Raw genomic sequence first — 14770 nt, 5'->3', positions numbered from 1 at the left:
TAACGAGTTATCAAAGTCCGTATTTCAAATTTTTCAGGCTGGGCGCTTTACATCCCACGCCAGCCCCGCTTTTTCGAGTAGATAAATAAAAATAAAACCCGGATCTAGCTGCCACCATTTATGCCCAAATTTCGCGGAATGCGGAAATGCATGGTGGTTGTTATGCCATGACTCACCGCCAGACAGCACCGCAAGCCACGCAAGATTACCGCTGCTATCACGCGTTAGATGAGGACGACCGCCGAACATATGGCACAATGAATTAATCGCGCTAGTCACATGCAGCGCAACACACAATCGTGTTAACCCCGCTAATAAAATCGCAATGGCCGCCTGTACAGGACTTGCCGTCCACAGGTACACAAAAACACCTGGAGCGAGAATTCCCAGATAAACCCACCACCAATACAGACTGGATATTCTCCCTAGCAGGCGGTCCTGTAAAAGATCCTTCGCATACCGGGTTGTAGGGGTTAACTCGTGCGTAAACATCCAGCCAAAATGACTGTGAGTAAATCCTTTCCACCGCCCGAGACTGACATCACTGTCACAAACGGGTGAATGCGGGTCACCGGCCTTATCGCTGTACTGATGATGGCGGCGATGGTTGCTGACCCAGTAGGAGGGCGTGCCTTGCGCGGCCATACAGCCACAAATCGCAATAAAACATCGAATAGCCGGGGGCGCTTTGAAAGAGCGGTGAGCGAGCATTCGGTGATACCCGACAGTGATGCCCACGACCATTGTGAGAAAATACATCACAATAAAAACGACCCAATTCACCAAGGCAACAGGAACAACAACAGCGCACGCAATGAGCGCACAAACACCAGCGAATGGCACAAGCAAAATTGCGCCGGCATGAAGCTTTTGCGACCATTGCAATTCTTTTGCGAAACTGGAAAATTCTTGTTTGGCTGGCGATGACGTATCAGCGGACATAACTTACCCGCTCCTCTAATGTGCCATTTTGTGTAACTAAGGGGGCAATTCTTGGCGATAGATACCGCCATATGGGCGTGACAGCATTTTCCGCAAGGCGGCTACGCATAGCGGAGCGTTGTAACTTTCCGCTAGTGGTTTTTGGGATAGTAAATGGTCGAACAAAATAGATGCTATCTAAGGTCAGCCCGTGTTCCTGATTTAATTCTTCACACATTTTATCCGCTAAATCTTCCAGAGAACCTGATTTTGCGTACGTTGGCGCAATCTCTTGCACGACAGTCAGAAAATCCACATCCCCAATATTGTCGGTGAAACATGCACAGGCGTATTCGCCGAGACTAGCGTCGAGCTGCTGTAAAGTTGCTTCTATATCATGCGGATGATGGTTGAGCCCGCGCATCACGATTAGATCTTTTAACCTTCCTGTAATATACAAATCGCCACTAACAACAGCGCCTAAATCGCCGGTGCGGAGGTACTTGCACTGGCTCTGATCAGCATTGCTATCAGATGCCGAATCGAAGGTGGCTGCTAACGTTGAGCGACTCAGCTCAGGATTTCGGAAGTACGACTTTGCTACATGCGCACCGGTCACCCAGATTTCACCAACACTACCGTCGGCCACGGGCAACCTACTCGCAGGGTCCACAATACACACTTGCTGCCTGTCAATATCGTCGCCACAACACACCAAAGACTTGCTGTTTTCATTCTCAGCAGCGCCTATAATTCGCCCCCGCTGTAGTTCTGCCGAATCGATTTGCAGTGCCTGCGGTTCGTTATGTCGTGAACCGCCGCTAATAAATAACGTCGCTTCGGCCATACCATATACAGGGTACATACTCTTGGCCGAAAATCCGCAGCTTGAAAATTTTGCGTGAAACCGTGTTATCGTCGCGAGTTTGACTGGCTCAGAACCATTGAAAGCCACTTCCCAACTGGTTAAATCCAAAGATGCTATTTGCGCATCTTTTACACGCTTGGCGCACAGCGCATACCCAAAGTCGGGCCCACCAGATGTGGTAACACGATATTTTGAGATTAAGGCCAGCCAACGAAATGGCTTTTGAATAAAGGCAATCGGGGCCATAAAATAACAAGGAATGCCCAAGTACAATGGCTGCAAAATATTGCCGACCAAGCCCATGTCATGATAAAACGGCAGCCAACTGCCAAATACAGTGCTCTCGTCATGACAAAAACTACGCTGAATCATTCGCTGGTTTTCGATGAGATTAGCATGAGTAATCACAACGCCTTTCGGTTCACCGGTAGAACCCGATGTGTACTGAACAAATGAAATATCGTCGGGTTTGGCGCTCGGCTCAATGTAACTTTCAACGTTGTAACTTTCAACGCTACTTTCAGCCCCCTGTAAACCAGTTGCTTTTGTGCTAACTTCGCCTGGAACAAGGGTGCCGTTGACATCAGAAACACCTTGCGGCAATGGCAACAACAAGCCGTTTAGCAATGAGTCGATATCGATAACCGTAACGCCATCATCTGCCAAGGTCGAAAAATAGTTCGAGCAGCGTTTAATATATTCAGATGATGTAAGTAGAACACGAGCGCCGGAACTATGAACAATCGAAGTAAATCGAGCACGCTTGTGTTTCCCTTCCGGGGGATAGACAGGTATAGCGATTAACGACTCCAGCTGCGTCGCAAGAAAACCCACAATGAATCGGCAGTCGTTTGGCAGTGCAAGAAGCACCGGCTCCTGTGTCTGGCAAACAGATGAAAATATTCGCGCCACCACCGTCGACATTTCGCGTAAATCTCTGAATGACACACGTTGCCGATCTATCTCACCATCCTCCAGAAAGCAGTAGGCGAGCGCGTCTGGTTTATTTTCTGCGTGGAATAAAAACCGGTGAATTAGTGTTGGATCATCTTCGACAATTACAGAATTCATATTCGCGAATACTTATAATTAGCTGAAATCAATTGCGAATTATCATAAACACTAATTATATGAGATGCATAGGTTTTTAAATAACTTCGTTGTTTTTGGCGTCCATCAAATTAAATTGTCATGACCAGCGCACATATTGGCGTTTCGCTAGACGCAGAATTAAACAGCGCTATTGCCTATCATGGAAATATAATAAACAAATTAATAATGAATAATTCACAACGAAGTAACAAAAACGACCAAACATACGCCTAGCGACTTGACAATTTAAATTAACATTTTCCCACCTTGCGTAACCCCCCTCCTTACGAAGCTACCCTACTTGCGCAATAGCCTCAAGAAACGGCCGAATCAGAAAGGGCTAACAAAACTCATTCGATCACATTGCCTGACACTGCAACCACTCAACTTTATATCGCTTATTAATAACCAGAAGAACATGCATCTGTCGACACACGCCTTGAGAGTCACATACATAATAAATATCTAAATTAACGTAAGCTTAATTTTGCCATGACCAGAAACCTAGATTCATATGAATCGAGCGTGTTAATGCCTAGCGCAATCATGTACCAAAAAACTCGCCGAAAGAATGTGCCCACGCTAAAACAGTCCATTAACAAAGAATCCCTTGGAATAAAAAATCCGGAGAACAAACGTTCGAAACACTCAACTTCGTCTGGCGTAAATATCGTCCATTAAACCCCACAGCAAAGCAACAACAAGCCTAAGGTTGTTAAAACCTCACCACACGAACCGCGCAAGGCCTACTTATACAGTGCCGCACGCTCAAATCCACGAAACCACCTTGGTCGTCTTGCAAAGCATGATGGCATCCATTATCCCGACAAGGACGGTTACTTCTAATCGATATTAAACAGCCGTTTTAATATTGACTAAAAATATTTATAACCAAGTGAGACATTCGAGAATCTGCTCGCACATATACGATTGAGCAAATAAATATCAGGTGGGAGTCGTTTATGGATGAGAGTTAAGAACTATTTGAATAAATTCTCGTGGATGCCCCTCATACGTGCGTCTAAGCTTCTAGGTACCCCTGTAATCTACGCAAAATCAAACGAGTACACGCACACAAATCCAGCGATACTCACTAGCACTTTAGATGAGCGTATATATGACGATTGGTTGTACTATCACCAAGATATGCATCGAGGGCTCATGGGTTATTCCATAGATAAAACGCAAAGGCCCAAGCCAGCAACAGAAGACTACGGGCTGACACCAGCGTGCCCACATTTCAAAAATAACACTAAAAATATCGCTAGATAGCAAATCATTCTTAGCAAAACAGAATCGAAGAAATCAACGCCGTTTTAGCCTTATCTAGCCGAGGACAACTCGATGGAAATGTCGCAAATTAAATATTTTATCGCTGTTAGCGAAACCCTGAATTTCACGAGAGCAGCCGAACAATGCTGTGTATCTCAACCAGCGCTGACTAAAGGGATTAAGAAATTGGAGTCGATCATCGGTGGTGAGCTTCTATGCCGAACCAAGAACTCAGTCGAACTCTCTCATCTGGGACGCCTGCTATTACCGAACTTTGTCGATATATATACTAATGCACGCCGCACCAAAGAAGAAGCTAGCCGTATACTGGAACAACAAGCGGAATTTCTACGCATTGGATTCCAACACAATCTATCGTTCAGCCTAATATGTCGCTTATTGGACAACTATAGGCACCTCAACAGTGACCTCGACTTTACGTTTTTAGAGTGCAGCGCCCCCGAACTGGAAGAGAAAATGCGCCACCACGAACTGGATCTTATATTCGCTAGCCGAATTCACTCAGGCAATTCCAATCTCATCGACACCATCCATCAAGAACCGTTTGTGATCGTTTTTGACTTCGCACATGAGTACTTAAATCGCGAAAACCTTTTTTTGAACGACCTGGAACATCAGCGAATTCTGTTTAGAGATCACTGCGACTCGTCGCTGTTACTTTGCGAACGCATACAAGCGGAAGGTCTCACTATTAAAGCCACATGCAGTAGTTGTTGTGACGATTGGATTCCAAACTATGTGAAATCAGAACAGGGCATCGCCCTAATACCCAAATCGAGCGCGATCAACCATGGATTACCCTACCTAACAATCTGTGATTTTCCGATGCAACTGAGCGTTTACTTTGAATTGCACCACGGCGTACAAACGAAATACGATAGACGGTACCAGGATTTGGCGCTCTCATTTAACAGCGGTAGCGACTTACTTTCGGAAAATGTTGCGTGAATTAACATACTAATTGTATGAAAAATATCTCTCAGCAAACATAGCAGGATACTCGTAGCCCTGCTGCTAACCCAAATTTAAGCAACGCTCTCGCGTGAGATGTACACATTTCGTAGCGATTTCAAAGACTCGGCAGGCTCGCTTCCAGCGGTCGGCCGACTGTGCCGCTGGTCAGCATACTGTTGGGTAGCGCGATCATTTCATTATCGTCGGTTACCAGTGAGGTGAACCTCCAACTCATATTGACTACCGTGCCGCAAATTTCGGAGTTGACAGTTATTTTATCGCCGATTGAAAAAGGTTTATCGATATTTAGAATTAAGCCAGAAAACAAATCCGTTAAATTTTCCTGCAATGCTAGTCCAGCAATAAATGTCAGTAAGCCAGACGTCGCCAACAAATGTGTAATTTCCATGTCAAATACAAAACGTATAACACCAAAGCCACAAAGTGTAAAACAAAACCAACTGGTGAGCGTACGTAAAATTGTAGGAATCCCGGTCGCCGCCAGAGCTGATTCGGATTTCAATACACGAGCCTTTCTATCGAGCATATCCCAAATATAGTTGTTGATTCCCTGAGCCAAGGTATACGCAAGTAGTACCCACCAGGCAATATCGAAAGATCGAGAGATCACAGAGGTATGAAACATCGGCAACATTTCGACGGATTTAGCCAATATCAAAGGCTCCAGAGTAAGTAAAATGAATGCGTAAACAATACTGCGCAACCAAAGGAGCCGCTTTAGCGGGAGCCAACTCAAGACGAACGCGACAAGCAGCCAGCCAAGTAAGCTGACTTGAAATATCATTTTTTCCAAACTGGGCGGTATAACGCCACGCAATGAAAACGAGCGGGATTTAAGTAGATATACGGTGCTATACAGTGAGGACGTACGCGACTTAGTCGACGCGCTCAGTAGCTCAGGATCACCCAAAGTTTCACGTACAAAACTCGACTGAAACGCTGATTCCTGCACCAATTGCCAGCCGTCCATTTCAAGCCCCTCGCCCCAATTGGTATCGACACCGCGAAAGTCAGTAGCATAAATAATATTTTTACGGGGCAGATTATTATGTCGAAACTCAATTGCCGCTATATACTCACCAAAGGCACCACGCCCGCGCTGCTCCGTTAAGAGGAAGGTGCGCTCGGCCGTATAGCGCTTGTAAGTAATCGGTACTTGCGCCTTGTTCAGCGTATATCCCAGAGGAGCTTGCATAAATTTTTCAGACACACGTTCACGCTCATCAAGCCCCTCAGCGTCAACACTATTAACAAAACTAACCGAATCAATATCAATGCCGCCTACTCCCCTAAACCACACTTCGAATACCGCCCTAAAGGTATTTTTTTCTAACGAAACATCTGTTATCTCTTTTACTTTAATTGCGGTATAGACTACGTGGGTTTTATATAGCACTCCACGATCATAGCCCAATTGTATCGGCGCTGAGATAAACCGCTCACCACTGAACTGTCCCACCATAAGAGGGCGCACGACATTGCCCAATTCATCAAAGAAAAAATCGCTAGAGAGTCCTTGGATGGGCCGCTGGGGGTCGTCCAGCTCCGCCAAACTATCGCGCAAAGTTATTCGCTGCTGCGCGATAGGAAGGTTATCCTGAACACCGGCAGCCGCGCTCACCACAGCGTGAATAGCGTCGAAGTAACTGGCAGCCGACGAGTCTGGTCGGCGGCCGTAAGCAGCGTAATACGCTAGAGAGAAATTTTGTGCGCTTTGGCCGGCGATGTCGTATATCATTGGGCTAAGGGCAAACACTCCGTCGAGATAATGATCAACGGGAAGCGAATTGACCCCCAAAATCTCACTAAAATACTTTGCAAACCCTTGCTTGCCAATAGACGCGCTGGCAACAACCGGCAGCCCCGCAGTGTTTGGATTATCGCGCAGCGCTTTTATCAGATAGCGGCCCTCAACATCATGTACCGCTAGAAATATTGCGTTAATTCCACTATGTGCCGGAAGTCGGTCGACCATCTTTCGCGCTTGTTTTACTGAGTATTCACCATCTTCTGGCAGCTCGACAGCGTAGCTGCTTAGCGTCATATTCAATTCTCGAGACAGTTGCCCAGCCCTCTCCACAAATGCCTGATTCATGGACACGCCATACTCGTCGTTACTAAACAGTACGGCCACGTTTAAGGCCGTATCAAACAACCCTGAACTCCGAAAATAACGCAATGCCATATGAGCTTGTAAGCGATTGTCCGGCACTACGCGAAATGCCCAGGGATTGTTTTCAGTGATGCCGGACGCCGTAGCCGAGCCTCCCACCATTGGTATGCCAAGTTTCGCGTATTCGCGCGCAGCGGGCTTACTAACACGGGAGGAGCGGTGACCAATAACGGCAATATTGCCGTCTTTTTTTATCTTTTCAGCCAGTCTGGCTAAAACTTCCGGATCATCGCTATCACGGTCGTTGTAAACCGTTATTTGTAGCGGCCGCTCGTTAGGTTTAACCTGCGCGTTAAACTGCTGCTCATATAGGAGTACACTCTCACGCATTACCCTGCCCTTATCAACGGTATCTGGCTGAGAGAGTGACATTCGGTCCAGCCGCATCGGGCCAACCAGGGCAATCTTCAACGGTAAAAGAGAACTGTTAGAAACTTCTGGAGAGTAAGACGAAAAAAGCGATTCACCAACAGCAATCAGCAATACTGAAAACCAAAAGAGCTGGCGTAGGGTCAATGGCCATAGCCATTTACTCGTAAAAATGTTCAGTGGCACGAGCAAACACCTGCAACATATTGGGAATTTTTAAACCTCGTTGTTCCATCGCCGTCTGATTTATGGCTACCACATACTGATCAGAAATATCGACACGTTCTAGCGAGTTAATCGGATGATCATCCATAATCAAATTGGACGCTTTGACAAAAGCCTTGTAACCAAGTGCAGATGCGGAAACCCCAACCGAAAGCATAAACCCGTCTTCGCTAGAAAATGCGTTCAGGCCAATAATAGGGATATTGGAATTTGCTTCGGTCCATCGGGCAACCTTAAGCGGATCGGCGTATATACGTTGCTCGGCGGTATTATGCGTTGTGACGCTCTCGTCAACACGCAACTTGCGATACCCATCAACCAGCAGGAAGTCGACATTTTCCTGGTTGATTCCTAGAATGTAGTTTTGCCAGTCTTCGTAGGTATCAATGGGGGGGGAGACGCTAAATGCCATATCCTGCCAATCCTGGTTCTCCAAATAGAGCGCATCCTGAGTGGCTGTAATCGATTCATCGAGCAGAAAGTGGACATGCTTAGCGGACGCCAATGTCTGCGGGTTCTCTAACCGCAAGAAATGAATAATATCAACTACGCTCGCAACAGGTATGCGCTCAAGTGTACCCACCACATTTACTGCCGTGTTATAACAGACTTTTTCATCACCCCGAGTTGAGCTACAGTAGCGAGTCTCATCGCCGTTTACACCTGAAAACACGACATCGACACCTGGTCGATTTATATAGTTGGGCGCCACAACAAATTTTTGGGCAATATCATCAAAAGCGATAATCACATCAGGTTGATACATTTCTATTGCCTGAACCGCTTGCTTCACCGGCCCCCGCACGTCCGCGTCCGTTTCAAATGGAATATTCTTCGCATTCATATAATAATATCGAACATCGTAATTAACACGACCGTGTGAAAGCTCGCGCATCCCCTTCTCGAGACCAAAATTCAACCCGCGTGTCCAAGCATAATCTGTATTGTAGCTGTGTAGAATGAAAATTCGCTTTTGTTTCGCGCTGTTCAAAAGCACTAGTGATACAGTCACCAGTAAAAAAACCAACATGGACCCCCTATGCAAAAACACTTTCACGCCAGCAACCCTAGGTGAACCCAAAAAGGAATACTCGCATAAACAGCGCTTAGTTTAATTAGCCAAATTGCACAGTGGAACACGAATATTTTTTTCTGCGATCCGACTTCGACAGAAGAAGTCAACTCCAAGAACAAGGAGTAGTAAGACGCTTGATAAGGTAAAATAAAGCTTTCTGAAAAAAGTAAAATCAGAAAGCCGATTATCCACGGGTTCAAACTTACATTTGACGCCAAGGGAATCAACAGTGTCGCAAAAACGATCACAGTTGCATTAATAGGCAGCACTATTCGCACTAGGGCAATACTTATTGCCAAAACCACCACAAAAATTCCTGGTGAGCTATCCATAAGCACAACTAGAAAATTAAGCTGATCACTTAACCAAAGATGAATGCCTGTCTCACGGATTACATTGACCATACCGATCAAAGAACCGAGAAAAACAAGAAAGCTCCAATCGATAGACGCCCTAAACTGCTTTTGTCCCAGGAAGCCAAACATCATCAGATAAAACAATATAGCCATGGCAACCCAAGCAATATCCAACTTGTGCAAAGAAGAAAACATCAAGCCAAACAACAATACTGCCAAGCCAAGCAGACCCGACCACTCCTGCCCGGTCAGTCGCCCAAGTAGCTGCTGTTGCGAGCGAACGATAGATTTAGGTACCACAAAACTCACGCGATTGCGAAACATCACGAGATTAAGCAGTAGATACAGTGCAAGCATAACCCCACACACCGCACTCCCGGCAATAAACCAACTCACCCACTGAAAAGACTCTTGAACCTGCAGTGGCAGCATACCTAGAACAATAAAGTTGACCGATTTACTACTAACAAAAAATGGAGAGAGCAACGAGGCTCCATGTAGTAAATTCATTTTTAGTCTAGGCCCTTCAGCACGGCGAATTTTCTCTGGCACGCCCGTGAGTATTTCAGGCAGAAGATTCGCGACTAGTGTTACGCGACCGTTAGTGGTTGGAATAAATGGCGTTAGCAACCCGCCTACGGTGAAAAAGCTTAAGTTGTACCAGAACTTGCGCGCAGGCCCAATACGCAGGAGTGCGATGAACAGCCTGTAGCTCAGGCCGGAACTTTTAATAACCACACTCAGCCCCAGGATGCCCATCGCTAAAAAAAAACTGTCGCTCGAAAAACCGCTAAAGGCGGTTTCAGGCGCAGCAATGCCCATCAATACAGCGCTGAGAATGGAAAACAAACCGGTTATATAATCCGGCAATAGCCGAAACATCCACATAACCGCGCAGGTGCCTAAGATGGCGCTATAAGTGATACCATTGTCGGAAAGATCCAGCAGCCCCTCTGATTTTAGTGAGTGCAACCCCAGAAAGACGGCCAACGGAATACAAAGCGACAGCGCCCAACCCACTAGCATGCCGTTATCAACACGGGCCAAGGCAAGTGAGCCGGAAGGTTCGCTTATGACGAGCTCTCCAGATAGCTGGCGATGAAAATGGTCTACAATTCCTTGGTAGAACTGGGCATATCGACTGTGAAGTGCAATAAACGCGCGTGGCATAACGAGTACTGTGCAAGCCCTACTTGCCACTAGTCCTGCTATATAGGTCGGCATACCCATCACCGACTCTTCACCGTAAAAACCCGCACCCAAGGTGTCTTTATCCGGCTCGCCTTCTAACGCCAGACGACCATCCAATAAATAAAACAGGGTTTTCGCACGGTCTCCTTTGTGAAACAGGACTTCGCCCGATTTAAGCTCTTTGATGTACGCCAGTCCAACGCTGCGCGCTTTGTCCTCAAGGGTACTTGCAGCAAACAGCGGGCAATCCAATAAAAATTGACACACCCTGCTCGACCCATCTTGACTCGCAGAAAAACCATAAACAGTCTCGTCACCAGCGACGCGCACATCACTACCCAAAACGGCCTCCAACAGCTCGAGTTACACGATTTTGAAAGGCTGTTTGCCTTGTTTTATCCAGAATTGCCAATGTACGGAACTACAAAAAGAAGAGCGTTATGAGGTTCAACGCGATCATAATGGAAGGCCAGTAACACACTTTAGGAATAATATTATCTTTATATGTTATCCATTTCTCTATTGCTCTAGGGCGGATGGCAAACAAATAGGTATTTACCGTACTGGCAACGAGAACCACGTACATAACAATGTAATAATATTCAAGATAGACTACCCCTGCGCCAGCGAACTGTTCACGTAATTGAATATGTGCGATAAGCACCACAAAGAACAACGCCGAACACATGCCAAGAAATCCCGAAATATTAAATCCCAAAAGCCCACTTTTTTCATGCTCTTCGCTAGTCGTTAACAATGCTGCGAAAAGCAACACGGCAACAAGAAACAAGGGGAGCAAGTGTACGGTAAATGCGTTGTCGAAACGCCTCTTGATCACGAAGTTGTAATACAATTCCGGGAAATCCGTTTGACCGACATAGTTGGGGATTCCGAAATTAGTATCGTAGCTGCTCGTCTGGTAATTAAAATAGGTATTGGCGCGCGTCCAGGCACCTAGAACAATACCTTGCTCAATGCCGAAAATGGCATCCATGGAGGTAGATTTATACGCTGAAAAATCGGGTACCAGAACAACGTTTTTGGAAAAGGCTTTAGGCCAAAGTCGCATCCAGACTGTTTTATGATCGAACGGGTAGTGAGAGTAATCGAATCCCTGCTTTAAGGTCGCCTCGAAGTACCAACCCAATACTTCGCCGTAATTTGACTTTTCTCTATAAGTTAATGTCGGGCTTATATCACTGCCAGAGTTCACCTGCTCCGGCAGGATGAAATCTGCGCTTATCTCCGAGTCGGGTATTCCCGCATATCGTGCCAGCGGAAAGTGTTGCCAGATATAACCGGTGATATTAACCTCACTGGAATCGAAGAACTTGAGAGACTGAATAAACAAGCCCGTAATTATTCTCTCCCCCGCCGGGTCAGCCATCAAATCGCTGTGATTATCCTCAAGATAGCGAGTGACCTCCGTCATATTCGTCAGCTGTTGCGCTTTATTTATGTCGTACTTATCCATTTCGTGCCATTGCAGCACTAAAGTAACAACGAGAAGGCAAGTAACGCCAATGGAGGTAGCCCAGAGCTTCATCGTGTCGACCCTTGGTTAGCGCGATTGACTAAAGCCGCATCAACGCCTTGATTTTGAGCCTACATCTTGAAGTTTTATCTGTGAACTGCGAAATGAAATATGTTTATAAGGAGATAACAAGCTTTTATTAGGCGAACTATGGGCCGCCCACTGCACCACAACAGCCAATCGAACGAACAAAGGACACCCCACTAAGCGCTATAGGCGGCCATACATAGAACAGCCGGATACCGGAGCAAATCCATGACAACTCAGACTTCGCCGATGCAGATTTTTCCATATAATGCTAGGGCCTGTTAACACTAATTCGATTCATTCTGTTGCGGCTAAAATTTCGCTATCGAGTGATGCGGCACCCCGACGTTTGGAGTGCAGGTTGTTCCAAATGAGCGATAAACAACGCTGAGAGCGGAATTTTAGCCGCAACCCGCAGGGCTGGGCCTGTATTTCCAGGCTGATGCGTTATTTTTCGCTCGTTTAGCCCGCTAAACAACGCCAAAAATGCCTTTCATCCTGAAAATACAGGCTCCAGCAGAGCCAATTGAATTAGTGTTAACAGGCCCTGATACAAGAATTTCTTAAACCAGTCGTAATCGCATCCAAGTTGTAGTGGTCTAAGTGGTATCTGCAGCGAACAATGCCCAACTCCGCGATGGTAATGTGAATACAATATTGGCTTATCCACTAAAAACTGCTCTAAAGTTTTTCCTTAATGCCGCACTCTGAATTTTTTCGAGCAACTTGTTTAACAACCAGATTTGGATAAAGGCCGCCATAGTTGCAACAGAAAAGGCAATTAAATATTTTACTGCGAAATTGCCATGAAGATTCTTTACAAGTGGAATATGCCAAAGGTATATCCAAATAGAGTTTTGCGCACAGAACAGCACAAACGTTTTCAATTTAAGCTTGTCAATCAATAGCTCGATTTGCTCTCTAAGCATCCATAACAGGCAAGAGACAAACAAGGCATATGAGACATAGTACAACGCCGGGGGGTACTTCATCTCCTGGGTTGGCACAAATACCCCTTCCATCACATAAAGCCCAAGCGCGAGAGAAACAAATGTAGCCAAGGATAAGACCACAAAATGAGTAATTTGCTTTTCGTTAAGCTGGGGCATTCTCAAGCCTATGGCAAAGATAACTCCATAAGGAACGATAAAGTGAGTTACGAGTGAAATTTTGTTTCCCACGTCATGCTGAATGTAGGGCAACGTAAAATAGCGAACAACTTCATAAATCATGAATACGAACGCAAGAGTAATAAAATACACGAAGTTGGAAGGCTGGGCCTTGTGCCATATGTAAATAAACGGTGAGACCAAGGCAACAAGTAAAAATACCCGTATAATCCATACGTAGCCAATGCCGCCGTTTAAAAGGTAGGAGTTAACGGTAGTATTCACATCCAGGTCTGGATGTGACGGGTTAAATATCAACAGCGCAAAAAAATAACCCGTTAAAAAAACCCAAACCGGCACGACGAGTCTAAACAGTCTTTTCCAAAGATAGTGAGAATAGCGGGTACCAGGTTTGTAACTTAACCCGAACGCCATACCCGAGACCAAAACCATTAACGGCACATCAAAATTTCGCAACTGGTACAGTAATTCGGGCGGGCCCACATGCGCTAATATAATGGCTGCCAGGCCAATAAATCGCATTATGTCAATACTATTGTCGCGCACAATCTTCTCCATAATTTTAATGTTAACTTTTGAAATACCGTGTTGGTCCGCCTAACAAAGCTCCGCATTGATTGTAAGCGCAAGCGCACGCTTCGAAGGCTACTGCACCATTCCGTGGTGGGTGCATAATATTTAGTCGCCCGCAACGGCATATGGGTGCCCAAACGAGACGTTTTGGTTGCGACTAAACCTATTTTCTGATCACCTCTATCGCTATAGCCGCTACCGAAAAATTGAAATTACCGCAACATCTGGGCGTTTGCCATGTAATATTCACAATATCCAGTGTAAAAACGCCGTTATAGCGTTCACAGGAGAACAAAAGGAAAACCTCCAATTCGACAAACGCGCAAAGCAATGAAGACTTTGAGGCTGTTTCACCTTTAGCAAACACCAAAGAAGGTCGGAACCACACGATAGCCGCCTCCCCATACACCTACCAAACTCGAATACAGCAAATATCCGACCAACTATCACAACCTTTTAGTAATTGCCTTTTGCTGTTATTTCGCTTCAACCAAAGTACTCACTATCCGTCACGGCCTCCATCCAAGTCACATTTACCCCGTCCAACATTTCGGTAACAGCGATGTGGCTTAATGCACTTTCTCCAGTTGCGCCATGCCAGTGTTTATGGCCAGGCGGGCACCAAATAGTATCGCCCGCGTTAATTTCTTTACGCTCACTATTCTCGCACTGCGTCCAGCCTCTTCCAGCAGTGACGATAAGCAACTGTCCCAATGGGTGGGTATGCCAGTGCGTTCTTGCTCCTGGCTCAAATGTGACTAAGGCTGCAGTTACCCGCGAAGGATGCTGTGGCTCCAGCTGGATTGGGTCGATGCGAACCGCACCAGTAAATGTCTCGGACGGACCGACAATCGAGGCCAGCGAACCGTTTTTACAAATAATCAAATGATGCTCCTTAGTATTAGCCCGGCGATTAAATAGATGGTCCTACCTACTTAATCGCGCGCCCTTGAAGTACTGCCATAAAT

The 14770-nt window shown here is 46.0% G+C and carries 9 protein-coding genes; 1 reads left to right on the top strand and 8 read right to left on the bottom strand.

Translation table 11 applies throughout. The features are described 5' to 3' along the window. Positions 1–33 precede the first annotated feature (33 nt). Complete coding sequence (locus TERTU_RS09980) at positions 34–942, bottom strand: acyl-CoA desaturase (RefSeq protein WP_015819107.1); 909 nt, start codon at positions 940–942, stop codon at positions 34–36. Beyond that, positions 932–2860 carry a medium-chain-fatty-acid--ACP ligase TtuA gene (gene ttuA / locus TERTU_RS09975; protein ID WP_015820200.1) on the bottom strand — a complete coding sequence of 643 codons (1929 nt, stop codon included), beginning with the start codon at positions 2858–2860 and terminating at the stop codon, positions 932–934. The genes TERTU_RS09980 and ttuA overlap by 11 nt, the downstream gene beginning before the upstream one ends. Positions 2861–4225: 1365 nt before the next feature. On the opposite strand from ttuA, the gene TERTU_RS09965 reads away from it, so the two are divergent. After that, complete coding sequence (locus TERTU_RS09965) at positions 4226–5122, top strand: LysR family transcriptional regulator (protein WP_015817417.1); 897 nt, start codon at positions 4226–4228, stop codon at positions 5120–5122. A 121-nt stretch (positions 5123–5243) separates the two neighbouring features. Here the strand turns inward: TERTU_RS09965 and TERTU_RS09960 are convergent, their stop codons facing one another. The 6 genes from TERTU_RS09960 to TERTU_RS09935 all read right to left on the bottom strand — a co-directional run bounded on the left by TERTU_RS09960 (position 5244) and on the right by TERTU_RS09935 (position 14687). Beyond that, entirely contained in the window at positions 5244–7877 is a 2634-nt protein-coding gene (locus TERTU_RS09960; protein ID WP_041590186.1) for an ABC transporter substrate-binding protein, read from the bottom strand. After that, positions 7852–8811, bottom strand: a complete 960-nt coding sequence (locus TERTU_RS09955; protein WP_228378304.1) for a hypothetical protein — start codon at positions 8809–8811, stop codon at positions 7852–7854. Before TERTU_RS09955 ends, TERTU_RS09960 begins: the two co-directional genes overlap by 26 nt. A gap of 158 nt (positions 8812–8969) precedes the next feature. After that, the gene (locus TERTU_RS09950; protein WP_015820723.1) at positions 8970–10880 is read right to left on the bottom strand and encodes an SLC13 family permease; all 1911 of its coding nucleotides are present in this window, start codon (positions 10878–10880) and stop codon (positions 8970–8972) included. Between the two features lie 79 nt (positions 10881–10959). Then, the gene (locus tag TERTU_RS09945; protein WP_015820623.1) at positions 10960–12084 is read right to left on the bottom strand and encodes a ligand-gated ion channel; all 1125 of its coding nucleotides are present in this window, start codon (positions 12082–12084) and stop codon (positions 10960–10962) included. A gap of 677 nt (positions 12085–12761) precedes the next feature. Beyond that, complete coding sequence (locus tag TERTU_RS09940; RefSeq protein WP_015818045.1) at positions 12762–13775, bottom strand: acyltransferase family protein; 1014 nt, start codon at positions 13773–13775, stop codon at positions 12762–12764. A 513-nt stretch (positions 13776–14288) separates the two neighbouring features. Continuing rightward, the gene (locus tag TERTU_RS09935) at positions 14289–14687 is read right to left on the bottom strand and encodes a (R)-mandelonitrile lyase (protein WP_015818369.1); all 399 of its coding nucleotides are present in this window, start codon (positions 14685–14687) and stop codon (positions 14289–14291) included. Positions 14688–14770: the final 83 nt, after the last annotated feature.

This window comes from Teredinibacter turnerae T7901 (assembly GCF_000023025.1).
GTDB classification, from domain to species: Bacteria; Pseudomonadota; Gammaproteobacteria; order Pseudomonadales; family Cellvibrionaceae; genus Teredinibacter; species Teredinibacter turnerae_B.
The sequence above is the reverse complement of the archived record's forward strand: the minus strand, read 5'-3'. Positions and strand labels throughout refer to the sequence as shown.